This is a genomic window from Streptococcus oralis (assembly GCF_003944215.1).
In the GTDB taxonomy this organism is placed as follows: Bacteria; Bacillota; Bacilli; order Lactobacillales; family Streptococcaceae; genus Streptococcus; species Streptococcus oralis_BI.
Genome location: NZ_RJVZ01000002.1, coordinates 18,380 through 41,883, shown reverse-complemented (window position 1 = coordinate 41,883; position 23,504 = coordinate 18,380). Strand labels below are relative to the sequence as shown.

Annotated in this window: 26 protein-coding genes and 1 riboswitch; of the genes, 21 read left to right on the top strand and 5 right to left on the bottom strand. The window is 43.3% G+C overall.

The window, feature by feature from the left end; translation table 11 throughout:
- Nucleotides 1-118: 118 nt before the first annotated feature.
- Nucleotides 119-733, bottom strand: a complete 615-nt coding sequence (lepB, locus tag D8804_RS01385) for a signal peptidase I (RefSeq protein ID WP_125398563.1) — start codon at nucleotides 731-733, stop codon at nucleotides 119-121.
- 3 nt (nucleotides 734-736) lie between these two features.
- Nucleotides 737-1,618 carry a ribonuclease HIII gene (gene rnhC, locus D8804_RS01380; RefSeq protein ID WP_125398562.1) on the bottom strand — a complete coding sequence of 294 codons (882 nt, stop codon included), beginning with the start codon at nucleotides 1,616-1,618 and terminating at the stop codon, nucleotides 737-739.
- 86 nt (nucleotides 1,619-1,704) lie between these two features.
- Between rnhC and zapA the strand changes: the two genes are divergently transcribed.
- From zapA to D8804_RS01350, 6 genes are all read left to right on the top strand, one after another.
- Nucleotides 1,705-2,007 (top strand): cell division protein ZapA, encoded by a 303-nt coding sequence (zapA, locus tag D8804_RS01375; protein WP_084974157.1) that lies wholly within the window; start codon nucleotides 1,705-1,707, stop codon nucleotides 2,005-2,007.
- Nucleotides 2,004-2,552 (top strand): CvpA family protein, encoded by a 549-nt coding sequence (locus D8804_RS01370; RefSeq protein WP_125398561.1) that lies wholly within the window; start codon nucleotides 2,004-2,006, stop codon nucleotides 2,550-2,552. Before zapA ends, D8804_RS01370 begins: the two co-directional genes overlap by 4 nt.
- A gap of 111 nt (nucleotides 2,553-2,663) precedes the next feature.
- Complete coding sequence (locus D8804_RS01365) at nucleotides 2,664-5,000, top strand: endonuclease MutS2 (protein ID WP_125398560.1); 2,337 nt, start codon at nucleotides 2,664-2,666, stop codon at nucleotides 4,998-5,000.
- Nucleotides 5,001-5,168: 168 nt separating this feature from the next.
- Nucleotides 5,169-5,257: riboswitch (glycine riboswitch) on the top strand.
- An 89-nt stretch (nucleotides 5,258-5,346) separates the two neighbouring features.
- On the top strand, nucleotides 5,347-6,669 hold the full coding sequence (locus D8804_RS01360; protein ID WP_125398559.1) for an alanine/glycine:cation symporter family protein: 1,323 nt from the start codon (nucleotides 5,347-5,349) through the stop codon (nucleotides 6,667-6,669).
- Nucleotides 6,670-6,800: 131 nt separating this feature from the next.
- Nucleotides 6,801-7,349: a carboxymuconolactone decarboxylase family protein gene (locus D8804_RS01355; protein WP_125398558.1), complete on the top strand. Its 549-nt coding sequence runs from the start codon at nucleotides 6,801-6,803 to the stop codon at nucleotides 7,347-7,349.
- 108 nt (nucleotides 7,350-7,457) lie between these two features.
- Nucleotides 7,458-8,357, top strand: a complete 900-nt coding sequence (locus D8804_RS01350) for a TDT family transporter (RefSeq protein ID WP_125398557.1) — start codon at nucleotides 7,458-7,460, stop codon at nucleotides 8,355-8,357.
- A gap of 26 nt (nucleotides 8,358-8,383) precedes the next feature.
- Here D8804_RS01350 and serS read toward each other — a convergent pair whose 3' ends face one another.
- From serS to D8804_RS01335, 3 genes are all read right to left on the bottom strand, one after another.
- Complete coding sequence (serS, locus tag D8804_RS01345; protein ID WP_125398556.1) at nucleotides 8,384-9,658, bottom strand: serine--tRNA ligase; 1,275 nt, start codon at nucleotides 9,656-9,658, stop codon at nucleotides 8,384-8,386.
- A gap of 213 nt (nucleotides 9,659-9,871) precedes the next feature.
- Entirely contained in the window at nucleotides 9,872-10,243 is a 372-nt protein-coding gene (locus D8804_RS01340) for a DUF956 family protein (RefSeq protein ID WP_000079368.1), read from the bottom strand.
- 2 nt (nucleotides 10,244-10,245) lie between these two features.
- Nucleotides 10,246-11,610 (bottom strand): aspartate kinase, encoded by a 1,365-nt coding sequence (locus tag D8804_RS01335; protein ID WP_125398555.1) that lies wholly within the window; start codon nucleotides 11,608-11,610, stop codon nucleotides 10,246-10,248.
- 202 nt (nucleotides 11,611-11,812) lie between these two features.
- Between D8804_RS01335 and D8804_RS01330 the strand changes: the two genes are divergently transcribed.
- The 15 genes from D8804_RS01330 to D8804_RS01260 all read left to right on the top strand — a co-directional run bounded on the left by D8804_RS01330 (nucleotide 11,813) and on the right by D8804_RS01260 (nucleotide 23,466).
- Entirely contained in the window at nucleotides 11,813-12,598 is a 786-nt protein-coding gene (locus tag D8804_RS01330) for an enoyl-CoA hydratase (protein WP_125398554.1), read from the top strand.
- A gap of 90 nt (nucleotides 12,599-12,688) precedes the next feature.
- Nucleotides 12,689-13,123: a fatty acid biosynthesis transcriptional regulator FabT gene (gene fabT, locus D8804_RS01325; RefSeq protein WP_000386342.1), complete on the top strand. Its 435-nt coding sequence runs from the start codon at nucleotides 12,689-12,691 to the stop codon at nucleotides 13,121-13,123.
- Complete coding sequence (locus tag D8804_RS01320; RefSeq protein WP_125398553.1) at nucleotides 13,123-14,097, top strand: beta-ketoacyl-ACP synthase III; 975 nt, start codon at nucleotides 13,123-13,125, stop codon at nucleotides 14,095-14,097. Before fabT ends, D8804_RS01320 begins: the two co-directional genes overlap by 1 nt.
- Nucleotides 14,098-14,154: 57 nt before the next feature.
- Complete coding sequence (locus tag D8804_RS01315; protein ID WP_000257840.1) at nucleotides 14,155-14,379, top strand: acyl carrier protein; 225 nt, start codon at nucleotides 14,155-14,157, stop codon at nucleotides 14,377-14,379.
- A gap of 117 nt (nucleotides 14,380-14,496) precedes the next feature.
- Entirely contained in the window at nucleotides 14,497-15,471 is a 975-nt protein-coding gene (fabK, locus tag D8804_RS01310; RefSeq protein WP_000857435.1) for an enoyl-[acyl-carrier-protein] reductase FabK, read from the top strand.
- Nucleotides 15,464-16,384, top strand: a complete 921-nt coding sequence (fabD, locus tag D8804_RS01305) for an ACP S-malonyltransferase (protein ID WP_125398552.1) — start codon at nucleotides 15,464-15,466, stop codon at nucleotides 16,382-16,384. The genes fabK and fabD overlap by 8 nt, the downstream gene beginning before the upstream one ends.
- Nucleotides 16,385-16,429: 45 nt before the next feature.
- Nucleotides 16,430-17,161, top strand: coding sequence for a 3-oxoacyl-[acyl-carrier-protein] reductase (gene fabG, locus D8804_RS01300; RefSeq protein WP_001177607.1), 732 nt, complete (start codon nucleotides 16,430-16,432; stop codon nucleotides 17,159-17,161).
- Nucleotides 17,162-17,189: 28 nt separating this feature from the next.
- A complete protein-coding gene (gene fabF / locus D8804_RS01295) occupies nucleotides 17,190-18,425 on the top strand; it encodes a beta-ketoacyl-ACP synthase II (protein ID WP_000774044.1) in 1,236 nt (411 codons plus the stop codon).
- A 2-nt stretch (nucleotides 18,426-18,427) separates the two neighbouring features.
- Nucleotides 18,428-18,916, top strand: a complete 489-nt coding sequence (gene accB, locus D8804_RS01290) for an acetyl-CoA carboxylase biotin carboxyl carrier protein (protein WP_001052306.1) — start codon at nucleotides 18,428-18,430, stop codon at nucleotides 18,914-18,916.
- Complete coding sequence (fabZ, locus tag D8804_RS01285; protein WP_000565515.1) at nucleotides 18,913-19,335, top strand: 3-hydroxyacyl-ACP dehydratase FabZ; 423 nt, start codon at nucleotides 18,913-18,915, stop codon at nucleotides 19,333-19,335. The genes accB and fabZ overlap by 4 nt, the downstream gene beginning before the upstream one ends.
- Nucleotides 19,336-19,346: 11 nt before the next feature.
- On the top strand, nucleotides 19,347-20,714 hold the full coding sequence (gene accC, locus D8804_RS01280) for an acetyl-CoA carboxylase biotin carboxylase subunit (protein ID WP_049519395.1): 1,368 nt from the start codon (nucleotides 19,347-19,349) through the stop codon (nucleotides 20,712-20,714).
- A gap of 35 nt (nucleotides 20,715-20,749) precedes the next feature.
- Nucleotides 20,750-21,616 (top strand): acetyl-CoA carboxylase, carboxyltransferase subunit beta, encoded by an 867-nt coding sequence (accD, locus tag D8804_RS01275; RefSeq protein WP_001173376.1) that lies wholly within the window; start codon nucleotides 20,750-20,752, stop codon nucleotides 21,614-21,616.
- Nucleotides 21,613-22,380, top strand: coding sequence for an acetyl-CoA carboxylase carboxyl transferase subunit alpha (locus D8804_RS01270; protein ID WP_049489769.1), 768 nt, complete (start codon nucleotides 21,613-21,615; stop codon nucleotides 22,378-22,380). The genes accD and D8804_RS01270 overlap by 4 nt, the downstream gene beginning before the upstream one ends.
- A 159-nt stretch (nucleotides 22,381-22,539) precedes the next feature.
- Complete coding sequence (gene briC / locus D8804_RS10025) at nucleotides 22,540-22,725, top strand: biofilm-regulating peptide BriC (protein ID WP_142999706.1); 186 nt, start codon at nucleotides 22,540-22,542, stop codon at nucleotides 22,723-22,725.
- An 18-nt stretch (nucleotides 22,726-22,743) separates the two neighbouring features.
- Nucleotides 22,744-23,466, top strand: coding sequence for a CPBP family intramembrane glutamic endopeptidase (locus D8804_RS01260; protein ID WP_142999510.1), 723 nt, complete (start codon nucleotides 22,744-22,746; stop codon nucleotides 23,464-23,466).
- Nucleotides 23,467-23,504: the final 38 nt, after the last annotated feature.

The window sequence follows — 23,504 nt, the reverse complement described above, 5'->3', positions numbered from 1 at the left end:
TTTACATGAGTTCGTGAGAATTGGCCTCTTGGCCACTTTGAAAAGCTAGATGACGAAAAGGTTTTTCTCGCAATAGAAAAAGAGGCTGAGACTTAGCATTCTCGGCCTCTTCCTTATCTTAAAAAGTTCCGATACGGTTAAGTGGCCAGAAACGGAATTTTGCTTCGCCTTTGATATCGCTGGCCTTGAAGGTGCCGACATGGCGGCTGTCGCTAGAGACTAGACGATCGTCACCAAGGAGAAGATACTCGCCTTGAGGGACAGTAAAGCTGAAGCTGGTATTGGAATTGACATCGACCGTAAAGGCCTGTGCTTTTTGAGCAAGTTCTCTAAAGTAAACTCCCTTATTGCCTTCAAATCCTTTTCCAGTATAGGTATTTTGCAACTTTTCTGTTTTGAACAAGTTGAGGTATTCAGCTAGGTAGGGTTCATTCGTTTCTTCACCGTTGATAAAGAGTTTATCATTTTCGTAGCGGATGGTATCTCCAGGCATGCCGATAACCCTTTTGACAATGTCTTTATTTCCATCTTCCTCATGCGCAACCACAATGTCGAAGCGGTCAATTGGGAGGTGTTTAACAACGAATAGAACCTCTCCGTCAGCTAGGGTAGGGTCCATCGAGTGTCCTTCCACACGGACATTGCTCCAAAGGAAAATGCGGCTAAAGCCCACCAGCGCGATAATCAGGAAGAAAACTCCCCATTCTTTTAGAAATGTTTTAAACGAATTCATAACTCACCTTTCTAGAAGTGCTTTGGCTTTTTCAGTGTTTTTAAAATGCAGTTTGGCGCAGAAATGAAGTCCCTTCATACCATAGGCCTGCAGGATTTTGCTAGCAACCTTATCAGATGCAGTTCCAGCGCCACTTGGCAGTTGATAGCCTAGTTCTCGTCCAAGATTTTCCAAGTTTTCGAGGAAGAGATCCCGCGCGATGATAGAGCTAACTGCAACAGCCAGGTATTTGCCCTCAGCTTTTTCTTCCAAAGTGATCTTGTTTGGAAAATGATTGGCTTCTTGCGCCAAGTACTTGTCATAGTTTTTAGGGCTTGTAAAGGCATCAATGACGATTTTTTTTGGCTGGACTCCTTTTTGAAGCAGGAGAAAGATGGCCTGATTGTGAAGGGCAATCTTTACAGAAACAGCGTTGTAACGCTCTCCGATAACTTCATTATACTTGCTCGGTGAAAGGAGGAGCGCTTGATGTTGGATCTTTTCCTTGAGGATAGGGGCAATCTGATGAATCTTTTGGTCTGTCAGGGTTTTTGAATCCCCCACGCCCAGTTTTCGCAAGAAGTCATGCTGGTCAGGTGTCACAAAGGAAGCCACGACAGCAAGCCCACCAAAGTAGGAACCATTCCCCACTTCATCAGTTCCAATCATAGGAAAATCTTGTCCAATGTTTTCTTGTTGAACTTGGTAGCCAAAGAAACTGGCGTATTGCTCAGCCATTTCGCCCTGCAGGAGGACTTTCCCAGAAGTATAAATGGAAACAGTCGCCTGAGGCAGTCGCAAAAAATAGCGGATATAGGGATTTTTACTAGGAGCGAGAGCTTTCTGATATTGACTTAAAAAACTCTGAATTTTCTGTTCACTTGGTGTGAGTGTGATACTTGCCATAGTCTCTATTGTACCACAAAAGCAGGAGAATTGGTAAAAACTGACAAAGTTAGCGAAATTTGGTATAATATCGTGAGGTGAATTTTATGGCAAATCTAAATCGATATAAGTTTACATTCGGAAAAAAGACATTAACCTTGACAACCGAGCATGACAACCTCTTTATGGAGGAAATCGCTAAGGTTGCGACTGAAAAATACCAAGCAATTAAGGAACGAATGCCTGGGGCGGATGATGAAACCATTGCCCTCCTTTTAGCGATTAACAGCCTATCGACGCAGCTTAGTCGTGAGATTGAGTTTGACGATAAGGAGCAGGAGCTTAAAGACCTTCGAAATAAGCTAGTGGCAGTCAAACAAGAGCAGAGCAAGATTGAGGACTCCCTATGATTTCGATCCTTCTCTTACTGGTTCTAGCTTGGGGTTTTTACATCGGCTACCGTAGAGGTCTGGTGCTGCAAGTTTATTATTTCCTCGTTGCAGTGATTTCAGCCTTTGTTGCTGGTCAGTTTTATAAATCACTGGGAGATCAACTTCACTTGCTTGTCCCTTATGCCAATCCTCAGGAAGGACAAGGTACCTTTTTCTTCCCTTCAGGTCAGCTTTTTCAGCTAGACAAGGTCTTTTATGCGGGGATAGCCTACCTTCTAGTTTTCGGAATTTGTTACACTATCGGACGTTTTATCGGTTTGTTTCTACACTTGATTCCAACTAAAAAGCTCGATGTCAAATGGTTTCGTATCGGAGCAGGCCTATTGTCGCTATTGGTAACCTTATTTGTCTTGCAAATGACTTTGACCATTCTTGCAACGGTGCCTCTGGCAGTCATTCAAAATTCACTTGAAAAAAGTATCGTAGCTAAACACATCATCCAAAGTGTCCCTTTCACTACAAACTTTATCAAACAACTCTGGGTGACAAATTTAATCGGATAAAAAGGGCGGGATTTTTCCTAGCCCTTTGTTTACAGATTTGACGACTAGGACGAGGTAAGTCCAAAACCTCTAGTTACTATAATTTTGTAAACAAGCATACAAGGAAAGAATATGAATACAAAAATACTAGAAACCTTAGAATTTAATAAAATCAAAGCCTTGTTTGAACCTCATCTCCTGACTGAACAAGGTCTAGAGGAGCTAAAAGGCTTGGCTCCGACTGCCAAGGTGGACAAGATCAAACAAGCCTTTACAGAGATGGAGGAAATGCAGGCGCTTTTTGTGGAGCAGCCTCACTTTACCATCCTAGCGACACGCGAGATTTCAGCTGTCTGCAAGCGTCTGGAGATGGGGGCGGACCTCAATATTGAGGAGTTCCTGCTCCTCAAACGGGCCTTGCTTGCTAGCAGAGAGTTGCAAGGTTTTTATGCCAATCTTGAAAACGTACGCTTGGAGCAGTTGGCGAGATGGTTTGAAAAACTACATGATTTCCCACACTTGCAAGGGAGTCTTCAATCCCTAAATGATGCAGGGTTTATCGAAAATTTCGCCAGTGAAGAGCTAGCACGCATCCGTCGGAAAATCCATGATAGCGAGAGTCAAGTTCGAGATGTCTTGCAAGACTTACTTAAACAAAAAGCGCAGATGTTGACGGAAGGGATTATTGCCAGCAGAAATGGCCGTCAAGTCTTACCAGTCAAGAACACCTATCGCAATAAGATTGCAGGTGTTGTCCATGATATCTCTGCTAGTGGTAATACGGTTTATATCGAGCCACGGGAGGTCGTCAAACTGAGCGAAGAAATCGCTAGTTTCCGAGCTGACGAACGCTATGAGATGATTCGCATCCTGCAGGAACTATCAGAACGGGTCCGCCCTCATGCTGCAGAGATTGCTAATGACGCTTGGATTATCGGCCATTTAGACTTGATTCGTGCCAAAGTGCGTTTCATTCAAGAAATGCAAGCAGTTGTTCCTCAACTTTCAGAGAACCAAGAGATTCAACTCCTTCATGTTCGCCATCCTTTGGTCAAAAATGCTGTCGCAAACGATGTACACTTTGGTAAGGAATTAACGGCCATTGTCATTACAGGTCCCAATACTGGTGGGAAGACCATCATGCTCAAAACCTTGGGCTTGACTCAACTCATGGCCCAATCTGGATTGCCCATTTTAGCTGATAGGGGAAGCCGTGTCGGTATTTTCGAAGAAATCTTCGCAGATATCGGGGATGAGCAGTCTATCGAGCAAAGCTTGTCTACCTTCTCCAGCCACATGACCAATATCGTAGATATTCTTGGCAAGGTCAACCAACATTCGCTCTTATTGCTAGATGAGCTTGGGGCAGGTACCGATCCGCAGGAAGGAGCAGCCCTTGCTATGGCTATTCTGGAGGATCTTCGTCTCCGTCAGGTTAAGACCATGGCGACGACCCACTATCCAGAACTCAAGGCTTATGGTATCGAGACAGCCTTTGTGCAAAATGCCAGCATGGAGTTTGATACAGCCAGCTTGCGTCCGACCTATCGCTTTATGCAGGGAGTTCCTGGTCGAAGCAATGCCTTTGAAATTGCCAAACGTCTGGGCTTGTCAGATGTCATCGTAGGAGATGCCAGTCAGCAGGTCAACCAAGATAATGATGTCAACCGTATCATTGAACAATTGGAAGAGCAAACGCTTGAAAGCCGTAAACGCTTGGACAATATCCGTGAGGTGGAGCAAGAAAACCTTAAGATGAACCGAGCGCTCAAAAAACTCTACAACGAGCTCAATCGTGAAAAGGAAACCGAGCTTAACAAGGCGCGTGAACAGGCTGCTGAGATTGTGGAACTCGCTCTAAGTGAGAGTGACCAGATTCTCAAGAATCTTCACAGCAAGTCTCAACTTAAACCCCATGAAATCATCGAAGCCAAGGCAGAGCTGAAAAAACTGGCTCCTGAAAAAGTCGACTTGTCTAAAAACAAGGTCCTTCAAAAGGCCAAGAAAAAACGAGCTCCAAAGGTGGGAGATGACATTGTGGTTCTCAGTTATGGACAACGTGGAACCTTGACCAATCAACTTAAGGACGGCCGTTGGGAAGCCCAAGTTGGTTTGATCAAGATGACCTTGGAAGAGAAGGAATTTGATCTTGTTCAGGCTCAACAAGAAGCTTCAGTCAAGAAAAAACAAGTCAATGTCGTCAAACGTGCTTCTGGTCGTGGCCCGCAAGCCAGACTAGATCTCCGAGGCAAACGGTACGAAGAGGCCATGAATGAGCTGGATGCCTTTATCGACCAAGCCCTGCTTAATAATATGGCTCAAGTCGATATCATCCATGGTATCGGAACGGGAGTCATCCGTGAGGGCGTCACCAAATACCTACAAAGAAACAAGCATGTCAAGAGTTTTGGCTATGCCCCACAGAATGCTGGAGGCAGTGGCGCCACCATTGTGACCTTTAAAGGATAGAGAGAAGAAGGATTCGCTCTTTCTGAAAAAAAGCAATGAAAACTAAAAATTTTCATAGAAAACATTGACAAAGGCTAACTTTTCTTGTAGAATAATAAAAAATAAAACACCAACACCGAATGAAGTTTAATAGAAGTGGAGAAAGGTTTGTTTTCCATGACTGTAAATGGACGGAACTCTGGAGAGACCGTAAAGGCACCGAAGGGGCAAGGCAGGTAACTGCTCAAACTCTCAGGTAAAAGGACAGAGCTAGGATAGACCGCTTTTAGGCATTTATCTAAGCATTCCAGAGTACATGTATCTTGCATGTGCTCTTTCTTTTGGGGTTGAAGGATAGGAGTAGGACATGTTAGAATTGCTAAAAGCGCTTGATGCTTTCGTTTGGGGGCCTCCCCTCTTGATCTTATTGGTCGGAACGGGTATCTATTTGACCATCCGACTAGGCCTTTTGCAGGTGGCTCGTCTCCCTAAGGCCTTTCAGTTGATTTTTACCAAGGACAAGGGGCATGGCGATGTGTCGAGCTTTGCCGCTTTATGTACGGCTCTAGCCGCCACCGTTGGTACGGGAAATATCATCGGGGTCGCGACAGCCATTAAGGTTGGGGGACCAGGCGCTCTCTTTTGGATGTGGATGGCTGCCTTCTTTGGGATGGCAACCAAGTATGCAGAAGGTTTACTGGCTATCAAATACCGTAGCAAGGATGCAAACGGCGCTGTAGCTGGAGGGCCCATGCATTACATCCTTTTGGGAATGGGGGAAAAGTGGCGCCCCCTTGCTATCTTCTTTGCCCTAGCGGGTGTATTGGTAGCCCTTCTAGGGATTGGTACCTTCACCCAAGTCAATTCGATTACAGAATCTATCCAAAATACAGCTCAAATTGATCCAGCCATCACGGCTCTCGTTTTGTCTGTTTTTGTTGCGATTGCAGTCTTTGGTGGACTCAAATCCATTTCCAAGGTTTCTACAGCAGTTGTTCCTTTTATGGCCATCGTCTATATTCTAGGAACCTTGATTGTGATTTTCTTTAATATCGAGAAAATCCCAGCCACACTTGCACTAATCTTTACCTCAGCCTTTAGTCCAGCTGCTGCGGTAGGTGGTTTTGCAGGTGCCAGCATTCGGATGGCTATCCAAAATGGTGTGGCGCGAGGAGTCTTTTCTAACGAATCTGGTCTTGGTTCTGCTCCCATTGCAGCGGCTGCAGCTAAGACTAATGAGCCTGTTGAGCAAGGCTTGATTTCCATGACAGGAACCTTTATTGATACTTTGATTATCTGTACTCTGACAGGTCTGACAATCTTGGTAACTGGAGTTTGGAGCGGTGATTTGAATGGAGTAGCACTTACCCAGTCAGCCTTCTCAACAATTTTTTCAAATTTTGGGCCTGCTCTTTTGACCATATTTTTGGTTCTCTTTGCCTTTACGACAATTCTCGGCTGGAATTACTACGGAGAGCGCTGTTTCGAGTTTCTCTTTGGCGTTCGCTTTATCTGGCTCTATCGAGTTGTCTTTGTGCTCATGGTCTTATTGGGAGGTTTTATCGAGTTGGACATGGTCTGGATTATTGCGGATATCGTCAATGCCTTGATGGCCTTGCCTAACTTGATTGCCCTTTTGGTCTTGTCGCCAGTAGTTGTTGCTGAGACTAAGAAGTATTTTAAGAACTAATCCAATCACACTTTTAGTGTGATTTTTTTCATTTCATAGACATTTCCTATCATGGCGATTGAAAATATATATTATCCAAGGGGAAAATTCTATGATAGACTAAATGACAATAAAATGAAAAGAGGTTTCTTATGACAATATTTACCATCCACACAGTAGAATCAGCACCAGCAGAAGTGAAAGAAGTTCTTGAAACAGTAGAAAAAGATAACAATGGCTATATTCCCAATCTGATCGGCCTCTTGGCCAATGCTCCTACTGCTCTAGAAGCCTACCGAACTGTCGGAGCCATCAACCGCCGTAATAGCCTAACCCCAGTTGAGAGGGAAGTGGTGCAAATCACAGCTGCTGTAACCAATGGTTGTGCTTTCTGCGTCGCTGGTCATACTGCCTTTTCAATCAAACAAATCCAGATGAATGATGATCTTCTTCAAGCTCTCCGCAACCGTACTCCAATCGAGACAGACTCAAAGCTAGATACTCTAGCTAAGTTTACCTTGACAGTCATCAATACCAAAGGGCGTGTAGGAGATGAAGCCTTGACTGAATTTTTGGAAGCTGGCTACACGCAACAAAATGCCTTGGATGTGGTTCTCGGTGTTAGTCTTGCTAGCCTTTGCAACTATGCCAACAACCTAGCCAATACGCCTATTAACCCAGAATTACAACCCTATGCCTAGTTCGAATCATAAATAAAATGAAGGCTGATCTACCCAGTCTTCATTTTTCTATGCTATTTTAAAGGCTTTTATGCTATACTGATAATAATATGATTAACGGAGGTTGCCATGAAAAAACTCCCCTTGGTATTTTCTGGTTGTTTGTTAGGTTTGGCAGGTGCAGGAAACCTGATTGCGGATACTTGGCCTGTTCTTTCGCACCTATTTAGTTTGACTGGATTGGTCTTATGGATTTTCTTTCTCCTTCTTCATCTAGGAAATTGGTCTGAAACCAAGCGAGAATTGACCAAAGCCCCCCTCTTATCTGGGATGGCCACTTTTCCCATGGCTGGGATGATTTTCTCGACTTATGTCTTGCGACTAGTTCCGTCTATGCCTATCCTAGCCCAGCTTTTGTGGTGGTTTTCTTTTATTTTGGATCTTGCTTTGATCGCTTATTTTTCTCGTCGCTTTGTTGGAGTGGAGGAAAGAGCCAGTGCAACACCAAGCTGGACAGTACTTTATGTGGGAATAGCAGTGGCAGCCTTGACCTATCCAGTCGTTGGTCTGATTCAGATTGCCTACCTAACGGTGACTTTCGGCTTTCTAGCTACTTGTTTTCTCTATCCGTTGATTTACAGTGATCTAAAGAAACAGCCATTGACTCCAGCCCTACTAGGGCAAGAAGGAATCTACTGTGCTCCTTTTTCTTTGCTCTTAGCAGCTCTGGTGCGTATCGGTGGAGTTACTCTTCCGACCTGGTCTCTCCTAATCATGATATTAGCTTCTCAAGCCTTCTATTTCTTTGTAATGATCCGGTTACCGAAGATTGTCAAAGGAGGCTTTCAACCAGCTTTCTCAGCCCTCACCTTCCCAACTATTATCACAGCTACCTCGCTCAAGATGGCTCAGGGAATTTTGAAACTTCCTTTTCTGGATTATCTGGTATTGGCTGAAACCCTCCTTTGCCTGATTATTTTACTCTTTGTCTTGAGTGGTTATCTAATTTGGTTACGAAAAAAGGTCTAGCTATTATCTAGCTAGGCCTTATTTTTTTATGGTTTGATAACTTCAGCGCCACCCATGTATGGACGAAGTGCTTCTGGAATAGTCACAGATCCATCTTCATTTTGGTAGTTTTCAAGAATAGCAGCCACCGTACGTCCAACTGCAAGTCCAGAACCGTTCAAGGTGTGAAGGAGTTTCACCTTGCCATCGGCTTCATCACGGTAACGGATTTGAGCACGACGAGCTTGGAAATCTTCTGTATTTGAACAGCTTGAGATTTCACGGTAAGTATTTTGTGCTGGAATCCAAACTTCCAAGTCGTACGTTTTGGCAGCTGAGAAGCCCATATCTCCAGTAGAGAGCGCAACCACACGGTATGGAAGATTGAGTTTTTGAAGGATGTTTTCAGCGTTGACTGTCATTTTTTCCAATTCTTCATAAGATTCTTCTGGTTTGGCAAATTTGACCATTTCAACCTTGTGGAATTGGTGCAAACGGATCAAGCCACGTGTATCACGACCAGCAGAACCCGCTTCGGAACGGAAAGATGGACTCATAGCAGTGAAGTAGATTGGCAGGTCTTTTCCGTCAAGGATTTCATCACGGTAGTAGTTGGTCAGAGGAACTTCAGCGGTCGGAATCAAGACATAGTTGGTGTCACTCAATTCAAAGGTATCTTCCTTGAATTTTGGATATTGACCAGTACCAAACATAGAATCGTGGTTAACCATGTAAGGTGTGATGACTTCCGTATAGCCTTCCTTGCCATGCTCATCCAACATAAAGTTATAGATGGCACGTTCCAAACGGGCGCCAAGCCCTTTATAGAAAAGGAAACGAGCACCCGTCACTTTTCCACCACGTTCCCAGTCAAGGATACCGAGGTCTTCACCCAGATCCCAGTGAGCTTTTGGCTCGAAGTCAAACTCGCGCGGAGTTCCCCAACGGCGAACTTCCACATTGTCATCCTCATCAGCTCCAACAGGAACGCTTTCAGCTGGGATGTTTGGAAGAGTAGTGGTAAATTCTGTCAATTTAGCATCGATTGCTGCTAATTCAGCATCCAAGGATTTGACCTCAGCAGATAGAGCTTGCATAGCGGCAATCTTGTCATCAGCATTTTCCTTGTTGCGCTTGGCTTGAGCAATCTCTGCAGAAACTGTGTTACGTTCTGCCTTGAGATTTTCAACCTTGACCAAGATGTCACGACGTTTAGCGTCGATTTCTTTCATCTCATTCAAAACAGCAGCATCTACACCACGTGTAGCCAATTTTTCAGCGACAGCATCAAAGTCTGTACGAATACGTTTGATATCTAACATAAGAACTCCTTTATGAAAAAAGCACACCTAACAAAGCGTTGGAGTGGCAGGGCCACGGTTCCATCCAACTTCACAGGTGTGCACTTGATTCTGTATTTAATTGTGAATAACGGTAGAATTTCACCTATCCCTCCTATCTGCTCGCAGCACCCGCAGACTTTCTGAAAGAAGAGGATAACCTACTTATCCGTTGCTATGATTATACTAAAGTTTCTACTTTTTTGCAAATAGATTTTTAAATTTTTGTCCAATGGTCTGGAGTAAAGTAGGAAGTTTCACAACTTTGTCATTGCCAAGTTTTTCTCGAGCGATTTTGAGAATAGCTCCAGAGTCTTTGGAAGCAAAGAGGAATTTTCCTTGATCAGTGAAGACTTCAAAGTGACGGCTGATTTTGCGGCCATTTACGTTGGCTCCGATTTGCTGAATGCTAGACCAGGGGATCTGGATATATTGTTCGACATTGACATCAGGATAAAACTCCAAGGCTTGGTCCCCGACTAGAAATTTTCCAACCTTTCCAGAGATAGAGAGGTAAGATGTTCCAGTGGTTTGGAGGTCAATGACTTTATTGAGAGATTGGGCCATGATTAGTCTTCCTTACTTTCATCGAAAAAGGCATGATAGAGAGCCTTGATAGCTGCCTTTTCTTGATCTTTATTGACAACAAACATGATGGAAACTTCGCTTGAACCTTGGGACATCATCTGGATGTTGATTTTATTCTCAGACAAAGCACGTGTTGCAGTAGCAGTTACCCCGATATGACTCTTCATCTTTTCTCCGACAATCATAATGATTGAAAGATCATGTTCGATTTCGGCATGGTCCACTTCAGCCTTTTGAACGAGCTGACGCAGAATTTCTTCTTCTTTGATAGGAGTCAACTCACGGGAGCGGAGAATGATCGAAAGATCGTCGATACCTGTTGGCATGTGTTCCCATCCGATGTTAAGATCTTCAAGGATTTGCAGAACCTTGCGTCCAAATCCAACTTCACGGTTCATGAGGTATTTCGACATATTGATGCTGACAAAGCCAGAATCACCAGCGATTCCAACGACTGGGAATTTATCACTGCTATGCTTTAGAACGATACGAGTACCCGGATGGTCAGGGTTATTGGTGTTTTTGATAACGAGAGGGATTTTTCCTCGGTAGGCAGGAAGAAGGGCTTCATCGTGAAGGACTGAGAAACCTGCATAAGCCAATTCCCGCATCTCACGGTAGGTCAATTCAGGGATAGAATGAGGCTGGTGAATGATACCTGGATGGGCAGCAAAGATACCATCGACATCTGTAAAGTTTTCGTAGAGGTCGGCTTTGACACCGGCAGCGATGATGGAACCAGTTATGTCGGATCCACCACGGGAGAAGGTACAGATTTGATTTTCCTTAGTCACACCAAAGAAACCTGGGATGACAAGGACTTCGTTGCTATCAGCCAAGCCTTCAATCTTGTCATAACTAGATGGAATGATACGTGCGTTTCCTGGTTCACTTGTGACAACAATCCCAGCTTCTCTAGGGTGAACATAGCGCGCATCGATGCCGTTTTGGTTAAAGTAAGCTGCGATAAGTTTGGCATTGTTGTTTTCTCCAGCCGCTAGGAAGGTGTCATAGAGAAAGTCATTTTCCTCAATAGGAAGAGTCGCTAAGGTACGGATGCTTTTAGAAATTTTTTCTAGAACTGATGGTTTTAAGCCTAGTTCGCTCACCATAGCCGCATAGCGATCGATGATCCAGTTTTGGCTCTTGCTGATATCATTTCCTGCTACATAATCACGATAGTATTTGATCAAGGCATCTGTAACTTTGGTATCTTCAGCGTTGCGTTTACCCGGTGCAGAAACGACTACAAAACGGCGCTCTTTATCGCTTTTAACGATGTTTAAAACTTTTTCTAACTGACTAGCAGAGGCAAGTGAGCTTCCGCCAAATTTTACAACCTTCATAAGGACTCCTCAAGTAAGTATTTTATACGATTATAGCAGAAAGAGGGCCTTTTTTCAATGAAGAAAATAGTATAGTCTTTAGGATAAAGTGAGCGTTTTGATCAGCCGAGACACTTTCGATTGGTTTTCTCTTGCCTCTTTATCTAAAAAAAGGTATACTTTGACAATGAAATAATTTTATCACCTTATAAAAGGAGAAGCTATGAATCATATCCTATATCAGATCCTAGATGATCTTGCTATCATTACTTTGAATCGTCCCGAAGTGGCAAATGGTTTCCATATCCCAATGTGTGAGGAGATTTTAGAAGCTTTAACCTTAGCAGAACAGGATCAAGCTGTTCAGTTTATCTTGATTAACGCGAATGGGAAGGTCTTTTCAGTTGGGGGAGATTTGGTTGAGATGAAGCGTGCAGTGGATGAGGATGACATTCCTTCTTTGAATAAGATTGCAGAATTAGTCAATACAATTTCATATAAAATCAAGCAAATTCCTAAACCTGTCTTGATGGAGGTAGATGGAGCGGTTGCTGGCGCTGCAGCCAATATGGCAGTGGCAGTCGATTTTTGTTTGGCGACTGATAAGGCTAAGTTTATACAAGCCTTTGTTGGAGTGGGATTGGCGCCAGACGCTGGTGGGATCCATCTCTTGAGTCGTAGTATCGGGGTAACACGAGCTGCGCAACTTGCCATGACAGGAGAAGCTTTGACTGCAGAAAAAGCACTGGAATGGGGCGTGGTATACCGTGTCTGCGAGGCAGATAAGCTAGAAAAGACAAGAGAACAAGTTCTGAAGAAATTAAGACGAGGCTCAGCAAACTCATACGCAGCCATTAAAAAGTTGGTTTGGGAAAGCCAATTTAAGGATTGGCAACAGTATGCTGAATTGGAATTAAAGTTGCAAGAATCTTTGTCTTTGACTGAAGATTTTAAAGAAGGAGTCCGAGCTCATTCTGAAAGAAGACGACCAAAATTTTCAGGAAAATAAAAAAATACTTGCGCAATTCTTTGAAGTTTGATATACTTTTTTTGTCAAATGTTTTGAATACAAAAGTTTTTTTGAGAAGGAGGGAATACTTTGGACTACCAACAAGTGAATGAGTATTTAACATCTATTTTTAATAATGTCCTTGTGATTGAGGAGGTTAGCTTACGAGGTAGTCGTTTCAAAGACATCTCCATCAAAGAAATGCACACGATTGATGTGATTGGGAAGTTCCCAGAGGCGACACCAAGTAAGGTTTCTAAAGAACTGATGGTCACTCTTGGAACTGTTACGACCAGCTTGAATAATCTCGAAAGAAAAGGTTATGTTGAGCGCATTCGTTCTGATCAGGATCGTCGTGTGGTCTATCTGCATTTGACAAAGAAAGGTCGTTTGGTTCACCGCCTTCATAAACGTTTCCACAAGGCCATGGTCGAAAAAATTATCGATGGTATGAGTTCTGAAGAAATAGAAGTGATGGGCAGGGGCTTGACTAATCTTTATCAATTTTTGGAGGATTTGAAATAATGGCTTTTGCAAAAATAAGCCAGGTTGCTCATTATGTTCCAGAGCAAGTGGTCACTAATCAAGACTTGGCTCAGATCATGGATACAAGCGATGAGTGGATTTCAAGCCGTACAGGAATTAAACAGAGACATATTTCGAAAACGGAGTCAACGAGTGATTTGGCGACAGAAGTTGCCAAGAGTTTGCTGGCTAAGGCGAGCATAAAAGCGGATCAGATTGATTTTATCATTGTAGCGACGATTACCCCAGACTCGATGATGCCTTCTACGGCAGCTCGGGTTCAGGCAAATATCGGAGCGCATAGAGCTTTTGCCTTTGATTTGACAGCAGCTTGCAGTGGCTTTGTATTTGCTCTCTCAACTGCTGAAAAGTTTTTAAGCTCTGGACAGTTCAAGAAAGGGATTGTTATCGGAGCTGAGACCTTATCTAAGGCGGTTGATTGGTCTGATCGTTCGACAGCTGTTCTCTTTGGAGATGGTGCAGGCGGGGNTCTCTTGGAAGCGAGCGAAACACGTCACTTCCTTGTGGAAAGTCTCTATACGGATGGCTCTCGGAGCGAGTGTTTGACCTGTGCCCAAACGGCTCTGACTTCGCCCTTCTCAGATCAAGAGGCAGTTCCTGCTTTTTTGAAGATGGATGGACGAGCAGTTTTTGATTTTGCAAATCGAGATGTTGCTAGATCAATCAAAGAGACTATTGAAAATAGTCCAATCGCAGCATCGGAATTGGATTATCTCTTGCTTCATCAGGCAAATATCCGCATTTTGGATAAGATGGCTAAGAAGATTGGTGTAGACCGAGACAAACTTCCTGCCAATATGATGGAGTATGGAAATACCAGTGCAGCAAGTATCCCGATTTTGCTCTCAGAGTGTGTGGAGAATGGCAAGATTCGTTTAGATGGTAGCCAGACGATTCTCCTATCAGGCTTCGGTGGAGGCTTGACATGGGGCACACTCATTCTTACAATCTAGGTAATCATGTGGTAAACACATAGTTATAAATTTTTTATATTTTAAAGGAGTCCTATCATGGCAGTATTTGAAAAAGTACAAGAAATTATCGTTGAAGAACTTGGGAAAGACGCATCAGAAGTAACACTTGAATCTACTTTTGATGATTTGGATGCAGATTCATTGGACTTGTTCCAAGTAATCTCTGAAATCGAAGATGCTTTCGATATCCAAATCGAAGCAGAAGATAACTTAAAAACAGTTGGTGACTTGGTTGCCTACGTTGAAGAGCAAACAAAATAATTAACATATTACTAGAAGGAGTAGGGGAGACCCGCTCCCTCTTGTTTAGGTAATAGTTTGAAACTCAAATGATAAACTCATCGAACTATTACGTAAGCAAGGAATGATGGAGGCACTATGAAAACACGTATTACAGAATTATTGAACATTGATTATCCTATTTTTCAAGGAGGAATGGCCTGGGTTGCTGATGGTGACTTGGCTGGTGCGGTATCAAAAGCTGGTGGTCTGGGAATTATCGGTGGTGGAAATGCACCTAAAGAGGTCGTAAAGGCTAATATCGATAAAATCAAATTACTTACGGACAAACCTTTTGGTGTCAACATCATGCTCTTGTCACCTTTTGTAGAAGACATCGTTGATCTCGTGATTGAAGAAGGGGTCAAGGTGGTTACAACTGGTGCAGGAAATCCAAGTAAATACATGACTCGTTTCCATGATGCAGGAATTACAGTTATTCCTGTTGTTCCAAGTGTTGCTTTGGCAAAACGCATGGAAAAAATTGGTGCAGATGCAGTTATTGCAGAGGGAATGGAAGCCGGCGGACATATTGGTAAATTAACAACGATGACCTTGGTACGCCAAGTTGCTGCAGCTGTTTCAATTCCAGTTATCGCAGCTGGAGGAATTGCGGACGGTGAAGGTGTCGCTGCAGGCTTTATGCTTGGTGCAGAGGCCGTTCAAGTTGGTACGCGTTTCGTAGTAGCTAAGGAATCTAACGCCCATCCAAAATACAAGGAAAAAATCTTAAAAGCGCGTGATATCGATACGACTATTTCAGCTCAACATTTTGGACATGCTGTTCGCGCCATTAAAAATCAGTTGACACGTGACTTTGAGCAGGCTGAAAAAGATGCCTTTAAACAAGAAAATCCAGACTTGGAAATCTTTGAACAAATGGGGGCTGGTGCTCTTGCTAAAGCCGTTGTTCATGGAGATGTAGAAGGTGGATCTGTCATGGCAGGTCAGATCGCTGGTTTGGTTTCTAAAGAGGAAACTGTCGAAGAAATCCTAAAAGATCTATACTATGGTGCAGCCAAAAAAATTCAAGAAGAAGCCTCTCGTTGGGCAGGAGTTGTAAGAAATGACTAAAACAGCCTTTCTATTTGCCGGTCAAGGTGCTCAGTATCTAGGGATGGGGCGTGATCTCTATGATCGCTATCCTATCGTCAAGGAAACAATTGACCAAGCCAGTCAGGTTTTGGGTTATGACCTTCGTGATTTGATTGATAAGGAAGAAGCCAAGTTAAACCAGACTCGCTATACGCAACCAGCTATTTTAGCGACTTCGGTTGCTATTTACCGACTATTGAAAGAAAAGGGTTACCAGCCGGATATGGTGGCAGGGCTGTCCCTCGGAGAATATTCGGCTCTTGTAGCAAGTGGTGCCTTGGACTTTGAAGAGGCAGTTGCATTGGTTGCTAAGCGTGGTGCTTATATGGAAGAGGCTGCACCTGCAGGCTCTGGAAAGATGGTTGCCGTTCTTAATACTCCAGTTGAAGTGATTGAGGAAGCTTGTGAAACAGCCTCTAAAGTTGGAGTAGTGACTCCAGCTAACTACAACACCCCAAGCCAAATCGTTATCGGTGGTGAGGTGGCTGCGGTTGACCGCGCAGTTGAACTCTTGCAGGAAGCAGGAGCAAAACGATTGATTCCTTTAAATGTATCTGGTCCTTTCCATACAGCACTTCTTGAGCCAGCCAGTCAGCAATTAGCTGGAGCTCTTGAGGGAGTGAGTTTCTCTGACTTTACTTGCCCTCTAGTCGGCAATACGGAAGCTGCTGTTATGGGAAAAGATCGAATCCAAGAGCTCTTGACGCGTCAGGTCAAAGAACCTGTTCGTTTTTATGAAAGTATTGCTGTGATGCAGGATGCTGGGGTAACCAACTTTATTGAAATTGGTCCTGGAAAGGTCCTGTCAGGCTTTGTCAAAAAAATCGATAAAACAGCTCAGCTAGCTAACGTTGAAGACCAAGCAAGCTTGGATGCTTTGTTAGGAAACTAATGATCCCTTCTCCCACAAAATACAACAGGAAACAGGAGAAATAGAATGCAACTTACAAACAAAAATGTCTTTGTAACAGGTTCAAGTCGTGGCATCGGACTTGCCATTGCTCACAAATTTGCCCACCTAGGCGCTAATGTAGTCTTGAATAGTCGAGGAGCAATCTCAGAAGAATTGCTGGCTGAGTTTTCAAACTACGGCGTCAAAGTAGTACCGATCTCAGGTGATGTTTCAGACTTTGCAGATGCCAAGCGTATGATAGATCAAGCGATTGCAGAACTCGGTTCTGTCGATGTCTTGGTCAACAATGCTGGGATCACTCAAGATACGCTTATGCTCAAGATGACCGAAGAAGACTTTGAAAAAGTGATTAAGATCAACTTGACAGGTGCCTTCAACATGACGCAAGCAGTATTGAAACAGATGATCAAGGCACGTGAAGGTGCGATTATTAACATGTCTAGTGTGGTCGGTTTGATGGGAAATATCGGACAAGCCAACTATGCAGCTTCTAAAGCAGGTTTGATTGGTTTTACCAAGTCAGTTGCACGTGAAGTTGCCAATCGCAACGTACGCGTAAATGCTCTTGCACCAGGGATGATCGAGTCAGATATGACTGCTGTTTTGTCTGATAAGGTTAAGGAAGCGACATTGGCCCAAATCCCAATGAAACAGTTCGGTCAAGCAGAACATATCGCAGATGCTACAGTGTTCCTGGCTGGACAGGATTATTTAACTGGACAAGTTCTCGCTGTTGATGGCGGACTTAGCATGTAAAAAATAAGGAAAGATATAGGTAAGACAGATGAAACTAAATCGAGTTGTAGTAACAGGTTACGGATTGACCTCTCCGATTGGAAATACTCCAGAAGAATTTTGGAACAGTTTGCAAACTGGTAAGATTGGAATTGGAGAAATCACTAAATTTGACCACAGCGAATTTGCTGTGCACAATGCAGCAGAAGTTCAAGATTTCCCATTTGATAAATACTTTGTCAAAAAAGATACCAACCGTTTTGACAACTATTCTTTGTATGCCTTGTATGCGGCTCAAGAAGCGGTGACAAATGCAAATCTTGATGTAGAAGCAATTGATAAAGATCGCTTTGGTGTCATCGTGGCTTCTGGTATTGGGGGAATTAAAGAAATCGAAGATCAGGTTATCCGTCTTCATGACAAAGGTCCAAAACGCGTTAAACCAATGACACTTCCAAAAGCCTTGCCAAATATGGCTTCAGGAAATGTTGCTATGCGTTTCGGAGCAAACGGTATCTGTAAATCAATCAATACAGCCTGTGCCTCATCAAACGATGCCATTGGGGATGCCTTCCGTTCTATCAAGTTTGGTTTCCAAGATGTCATGTTAGTTGGTGGATCAGAATCATCTATCACTCCTTTTGCCATTGCTGGATTCCAAGCTTTGACAGCCCTATCAACTACAGAAGATCCAGCTCGTGCTTCTATTCCATTTGACAAAGACCGTAACGGTTTTGTCATGGGAGAAGGTTCTGGAATGCTGGTTCTTGAAAGTCTTGAACATGCTGAAAAACGTGGTGCAACTATCTTGGCTGAAGTAGTTGGTTATGGTAATACCTGTGATGCTTACCATATGACTTCACCTCATCCAGAAGGTCAAGGTGCGATTAAGGCTATGAAGTTGGCTTTGGAAGAAGCAGAAATTTCTCCAGAGCAAGTGGCTTACGTCAATGCCCACGGAACTTCAACTCCTGCTAATGAAAAAGGAGAAAGTGGTGCGATTGTAGCTGTCCTTGGTAAAGAAGTACCTGTATCTTCAACCAAGTCCTTTACAGGACACTTGCTTGGTGCTGCAGGGGCAGTAGAAGCCATCGCTACCATTGAAGCCATGCGTCATAACTATGTACCAATGACAGCTGGAACAAGTGAGTTGTCAGACTATATCGAAGCGAATGTCGTTTATGGACAAGGATTGGAGCAAGAAATCCCTTATGCTATTTCAAACACTTTTGGTTTTGGTGGACACAATGCGGTTCTTGCTTTCAAACGTTGGGAGAATAAATAATTATGAATTTAAATGAGATCAAGGACTTGATGGCTCAATTTGACCAATCAAGTTTGAGAGAATTTTCTTATAAAAATGGAACGGACGAATTGCAGTTCAGTAAGAATGAAGCAAGAATGGCTTCTGAAGTACCAGCTCAAGTTGTTCCAGCGCCAGCTGCAGTAGCTGCAAGTCCAGTAGTTTCGGCCCCTTCAACTCCAGTTGAGAGTGCAGTGGAAGAAGCTCCAGCACCAGCTGAAACGACGGTTGCTCCAGCGGGTGATGTCGTTGAAAGTCCACTTGTAGGGGTGGCTTACTTGGCTGCTGGACCAGATAAACCTGCCTTTGTCACAGTCGGAGACAGTGTTAAAAAAGGTCAGACTTTGGTGATCATCGAAGCCATGAAAGTCATGAATGAAATCCCTGCACCTAAAGATGGTGTGGTGACAGAAATTCTCGTTTCAAATGAAGAAATGGTTGAGTTCGGTAAAGGATTGGTACGTATCAAATGATCGATATTCAAGGAATCAAAGAAGCTCTACCCCATCGCTACCCCATGCTCCTAGTGGATCGTGTCTTGGAAGTGAGCGAAGATACCATTGTTGCCATTAAAAATGTGACCATCAACGAACCTTTCTTCAATGGTCATTTTCCTCAATACCCAGTCATGCCAGGTGTTCTTATCATGGAGGCCTTGGCTCAGACTGCTGGTGTCTTGGAATTGTCCAAACCTGAAAATAAAGGGAAACTGGTCTTCTACGCTGGCATGGACAAGGTTAAGTTCAAGAAGCAAGTTGTACCAGGTGACCAATTAGTCATGACGGCTACTTTTGTTAAACGTCGTGGTACGATTGCTGTGGTTGAAGCAAAGGCTGAAGTAGATGGTAAGCTTGCAGCGAGTGGTACTCTTACCTTTGCAATTGGAAACTAAGGAGGTTCTCCATGTTTCGTAAAATTTTGATTGCCAACCGTGGTGAGATTGCGGTTCGCATTATTCGAGCTGCGCGTGAATTGGGCATTGCGACCGTGGCAGTTTATTCAACTGCTGATAAGGAAGCCCTTCACACACTCCTAGCGGATGAAGCTATCTGTATCGGACCTGGTAAGGCGACAGAATCTTATCTCAATATCAATGCAATTTTGTCTGCTGCGGTCTTGACAGAAGCAGAAGCCATCCATCCAGGTTTTGGATTTCTTAGCGAAAACTCCAAATTTGCCACGATGTGTGATGAAGTAGGGATTAAGTTCATCGGCCCTTCTGGTGCTGTGATGGATACCATGGGAGATAAGATCAATGCGCGTGAGCAAATGATCAAGGCTGGGGTTCCAGTTATCCCAGGATCTGATGGTGAAGTTCACACGGCTGAAGAGGCGCTTGCAGTTGCAGAAAAAATTGGCTATCCAGTCATGCTTAAGGCATCGGCAGGTGGTGGTGGAAAAGGGATTCGTAAGGTTGAAAAGGCAGAAGACTTGGTCGCAGCCTTTGAGACAGCATCCAGTGAAGCTAAGGCCAATTTTGGAAATGGCGCTATGTATCTTGAGCGTGTGATTTATCCAGCTCGTCATATCGAAGTTCAGATTCTTGCAGATCAAGAGGGTCATGTTGTCCATCTTGGTGAACGGGATTGTTCACTCCAACGGAATAACCAAAAGGTCTTAGAAGAAAGCCCATCCATTGCGATTGGCAAAACCCTTCGTCATGAAATTGGTGCTGCAGCCGTTCGTGCAGCAGAGTCTGTAGGCTATGAAAATGCAGGGACGATTGAATTTCTTCTCGATGAAGCCAGTGGCAATTTCTACTTCATGGAAATGAATACTCGTGTGCAAGTTGAACACCCAGTCACAGAGTTTGTTTCAGGTGTTGATATCGTGAAGGAGCAGATTCGCATTGCTGCCGGGCAACCTTTACCTTTCAAACAAGAAGATATTGTCCTACGAGGTCACGCTATCGAATGCCGGATCAATGCGGAAAATCCAGCATTTAACTTTGCTCCAAGCCCAGGTAAAATTACCAACCTCTACCTTCCAAGTGGAGGAGTTGGATTGCGTGTAGACTCTGCAGTCTATCCAGGTTATACCATTCCTCCTTACTATGATAGTATGATTGCTAAAATCATTGTTCATGGGGAGAATCGTTTTGATGCCTTAATGAAGATGCAACGGGCACTTTATGAACTTGATATTGAAGGAGTGCAAACCAATGCAGACTTCCAGTTGGATCTGATTTCAGACCACCGAGTTATCGCTGGTGACTACGATACTTCCTTCTTGATGGAAACTTTCTTGCCAAAATACCAAGAAAAAGAATAGACTTTCAAATAGTATGAGAACTAAAAGGGGGAGTTATGGCTCTATTTAGTAAAAAGGATAAGTATATTCGGATCAATCCTAACCGTTCCGTAAGGCAGAAACCACAAGCCAAGCCTGAGGTTCCGGATGAACTCTTCTCCCAGTGTCCTGGTTGTAAACACACCATTTACCAAAAGGATCTTGGGAGCGAACGAATTTGTCCCCATTGTAGCTATACTTTCCGTATTTCAGCTCAGGAACGCTTGGATTTGACGATTGATTCTGACACCTTTGTGGAGATGTTTACGGGTATTGAAACTCAAGATCCATTAAACTTTCCTGGCTACCAGAAAAAACTAGCTAGTATGCGTGAAAAGACAGGTTTGGATGAAGCAGTACTGACTGGTACAGCTAGCATCAAGGGACAAAAAGTTGCCCTTGGGATCATGGATTCAAACTTTATCATGGCTTCTATGGGAACCGTTGTGGGTGAAAAAATCACGCGCTTGTTTGAGTATGCAACGGTAGAAAACTTGCCAGTCGTTCTCTTCACAGCTTCTGGTGGAGCCCGTATGCAAGAAGGAATCATGAGCTTGATGCAGATGGCTAAGATTTCTGCGGCAGTTCAACGTCATTCCAAGGCAGGACTTTTTTACCTAACTATTTTAACCGATCCGACAACAGGTGGGGTGACCGCTTCTTTTGCTATGGAAGGGGATATTATCCTAGCTGAGCCACAGAGTTTGGTTGGTTTTGCTGGACGTCGTGTTATCGAAAATACAGTTCGTGAGACCTTACCGGATGACTTCCAAAAGGCAGAATTTCTGCTTGAACATGGATTTGTTGATGCAATTGTCAAACGGAGAGAATTGCCTGAAACAATTGCTAAATTAGTAAGATTGCATGGAGGAAGTCGCGGATGAATATTGCAAAAATAGTCAGAGAGGCACGCGAGCAGAGTCGTTTGACCGCACTTGATTTTGCCAATGGAATCTTTGACGAGTTTATCGAATTGCATGGAGATCGCTCTTTCCGCGATGATGGTGCGGTTATCGGTGGAATTGGCTGGTTAGGTGAACAAGCAGTAACTGTCGTTGGTATCCAAAAGGGGAAGAGTCTTCATGACAACCTCAAACGGAATTTCGGGCAACCTCATCCAGAAGGTTATCGTAAGGCCTTACGCTTGATGAAACAGGCAGAAAAGTTTGGTCGTCCAGTTGTGACCTTTATCAATACGGCGGGTGCTTACCCAGGTGTTGGAGCCGAGGAACGTGGACAAGGTGAAGCAATCGCCCGAAACCTGATGGAAATGAGTGATCTCAAGGTTCCAATCATCGCGATTATTATCGGTGAAGGTGGATCTGGTGGGGCCCTAGCTCTAGCCGCAGCTAACCGTGTCTGGATGTTAGAAAACTCAATCTACGCCGTACTTAGCCCGGAAGGATTTGCCTCTATCCTTTGGAAGGATGGAAGTCGTGCTATGGAAGCGGCGGAGTTGATGAAAATCACTTCACATGAACTCCTAGAAATGGGAATCGTAGACAAGGTAATCTCAGAAGCAGGGCTGTCAAGTAAAGAACTGCTAAGTTGCGTTAAAAATGAATTGCGTGCAGAACTAGATAGGTTGCAAGAACTACCACTCGACCAACTTATCGAAGAACGTTACCAACGCTTTAGAAAATACTAAAAAGAAAGCTAGAACTGAGTAAAGGTTCTAGCATTTTTTCTAGAGAACATACATTTCAGGACGAAAAATTGATAGTTGAGGAGAAGACTAATAAAATAGATAAAAAAGAAGTATACTGTAGATGTGAGCCTACAACAATATTTTAAGAAGGTTCTTGCAATGACAGGTACAGATACATTTACAGTTCTTTCGTCAGAAGACCTAGACCAAATCTCAGGCGGTCTTGCTATTTGGGAAGATGGAGATGGTAGATGGTTATATTATAGAGAATTTGCTTCCTATATGGGGCAAGGGGCACTTAATTCTTATAGAGATGCTTGGAAGTACGGCTTCCGAGCAGGATAATCTTTCAAAAAAAGTACGATGAGAAACACAAAGAAACTAAGACAGTTTGGAATATTTTTGCTTATTATTTTACTATCTACCTATTTACCACAAACAATTGGATTGTATGTGACGATCATTTTAGGGTTAGGCGCTGATGTCTATTCCCTTATTTTAACAATAGGATTAGTAGGAATTTGCCTTCTATTAATTTGGTGGTTAAAAAAGCAAAAGATGCTCTTTATCTTTGAGAAAAAGAGCTGGAACTGGTCATTTGTCTTCTACTTATTTGCAAGTTATGTGGTTTATCAGATTCTCGGTAATTTTTGGGCACGCTATGCTCATTTGATTAATCATAGGAATATTCATGATGAGTATTTTACCGTGGTTCTTTCAAATGGACAACCAACTTTTTTATCGACTATCTTATCTTTTATCCTGCCTGTAATCATCGGCCCTGTTTTTGAGGAGACTCTTGATAGAGGGTATTTTATGAATACCTTCTTTCCTAAGTCAAAGTACTATTTAGATGTCATCTTATCAGGCCTTATCTTTGGACTTAGTCATTTGATACTATCTCACCGGGACCCAATTAGTTTATTATATTATAGTCTGATTGGTCTCTTTTTTGCCCTTGTCTATCGTTCTACCGACAATCTGAGATTAACGATTCTCTGCCATAGTTTTTTTAACTTTCTCAATCATGCAAAACCTATCTGGATTTTTGTTTACAATTATATCTATTACCACTTTTTTAGATAGTGGAAGGCAAAGAAAAAAGTGTTTGATGTTTGTCAAAC

Coding starts and splice junctions, on each gene's coding strand:
- lepB (WP_125398563.1), bottom strand. CDS start 733: ATGAATTCGTTTAAAACATTTCTAAAAGAATGGGGAGTTTTCTTCCTG.
- rnhC (WP_125398562.1), bottom strand. CDS start 1,618: ATGGCAAGTATCACACTCACACCAAGTGAACAGAAAATTCAGAGTTTT.
- zapA (WP_084974157.1), top strand. CDS start 1,705: ATGGCAAATCTAAATCGATATAAGTTTACATTCGGAAAAAAGACATTA.
- D8804_RS01370 (WP_125398561.1), top strand. CDS start 2,004: ATGATTTCGATCCTTCTCTTACTGGTTCTAGCTTGGGGTTTTTACATC.
- D8804_RS01365 (WP_125398560.1), top strand. CDS start 2,664: ATGAATACAAAAATACTAGAAACCTTAGAATTTAATAAAATCAAAGCC.
- D8804_RS01360 (WP_125398559.1), top strand. CDS start 5,347: ATGTTAGAATTGCTAAAAGCGCTTGATGCTTTCGTTTGGGGGCCTCCC.
- D8804_RS01355 (WP_125398558.1), top strand. CDS start 6,801: ATGACAATATTTACCATCCACACAGTAGAATCAGCACCAGCAGAAGTG.
- D8804_RS01350 (WP_125398557.1), top strand. CDS start 7,458: ATGAAAAAACTCCCCTTGGTATTTTCTGGTTGTTTGTTAGGTTTGGCA.
- serS (WP_125398556.1), bottom strand. CDS start 9,658: ATGTTAGATATCAAACGTATTCGTACAGACTTTGATGCTGTCGCTGAA.
- D8804_RS01340 (WP_000079368.1), bottom strand. CDS start 10,243: ATGGCCCAATCTCTCAATAAAGTCATTGACCTCCAAACCACTGGAACA.
- D8804_RS01335 (WP_125398555.1), bottom strand. CDS start 11,610: ATGAAGGTTGTAAAATTTGGCGGAAGCTCACTTGCCTCTGCTAGTCAG.
- D8804_RS01330 (WP_125398554.1), top strand. CDS start 11,813: ATGAATCATATCCTATATCAGATCCTAGATGATCTTGCTATCATTACT.
- D8804_RS01315 (WP_000257840.1), top strand. CDS start 14,155: ATGGCAGTATTTGAAAAAGTACAAGAAATTATCGTTGAAGAACTTGGG.
- fabK (WP_000857435.1), top strand. CDS start 14,497: ATGAAAACACGTATTACAGAATTATTGAACATTGATTATCCTATTTTT.
- fabD (WP_125398552.1), top strand. CDS start 15,464: ATGACTAAAACAGCCTTTCTATTTGCCGGTCAAGGTGCTCAGTATCTA.
- fabG (WP_001177607.1), top strand. CDS start 16,430: ATGCAACTTACAAACAAAAATGTCTTTGTAACAGGTTCAAGTCGTGGC.
- fabF (WP_000774044.1), top strand. CDS start 17,190: ATGAAACTAAATCGAGTTGTAGTAACAGGTTACGGATTGACCTCTCCG.
- accB (WP_001052306.1), top strand. CDS start 18,428: ATGAATTTAAATGAGATCAAGGACTTGATGGCTCAATTTGACCAATCA.
- fabZ (WP_000565515.1), top strand. CDS start 18,913: ATGATCGATATTCAAGGAATCAAAGAAGCTCTACCCCATCGCTACCCC.
- accC (WP_049519395.1), top strand. CDS start 19,347: ATGTTTCGTAAAATTTTGATTGCCAACCGTGGTGAGATTGCGGTTCGC.
- accD (WP_001173376.1), top strand. CDS start 20,750: ATGGCTCTATTTAGTAAAAAGGATAAGTATATTCGGATCAATCCTAAC.
- D8804_RS01270 (WP_049489769.1), top strand. CDS start 21,613: ATGAATATTGCAAAAATAGTCAGAGAGGCACGCGAGCAGAGTCGTTTG.
- briC (WP_142999706.1), top strand. CDS start 22,540: ATGACAGGTACAGATACATTTACAGTTCTTTCGTCAGAAGACCTAGAC.
- D8804_RS01260 (WP_142999510.1), top strand. CDS start 22,744: ATGAGAAACACAAAGAAACTAAGACAGTTTGGAATATTTTTGCTTATT.